At 71.9% G+C, this 260-nt stretch carries 1 protein-coding gene; it reads left to right on the top strand.

The genetic code is table 11. The annotated features are described in order from the left end of the window. On the top strand, positions 1 to 260 hold a 260-nt coding region (locus ACSNOK_RS34890; protein WP_436784717.1), incomplete at both ends, for a PadR family transcriptional regulator.

Raw genomic sequence — 260 nt, 5'->3', positions numbered from 1 at the left:
CCACCCCCCAGCAGCTCTACCGCGAACTCGAGCGCATGGAGCGGGAGGGGCTCGTAGCCGCCCGCGTCGTCCAGAAGGAACGGCGGCCCAACAAGCGCCTGTTCTCCCTGACCGAGGCGGGATACGCCGCACTGCGCGAGTACACCGCCGCCGCCCTCGCCCGGCCCACCGTCATCCGCGACGAACTGCTGGTGAAGGTCCAGAGCGCCGACGTGGGCGACATCGAGGGCGTCCGGGCCGCCGTCGAGACGCAGCTGGAG

The sequence above is a fragment of the Streptomyces sp. URMC 126 genome (assembly GCF_051386555.1).
In the GTDB taxonomy this organism is placed as follows: Bacteria; Actinomycetota; Actinomycetes; order Streptomycetales; family Streptomycetaceae; genus Streptomyces.
The sequence above is the reverse complement of the archived record's forward strand: the minus strand, read 5'-3'. Positions and strand labels throughout refer to the sequence as shown.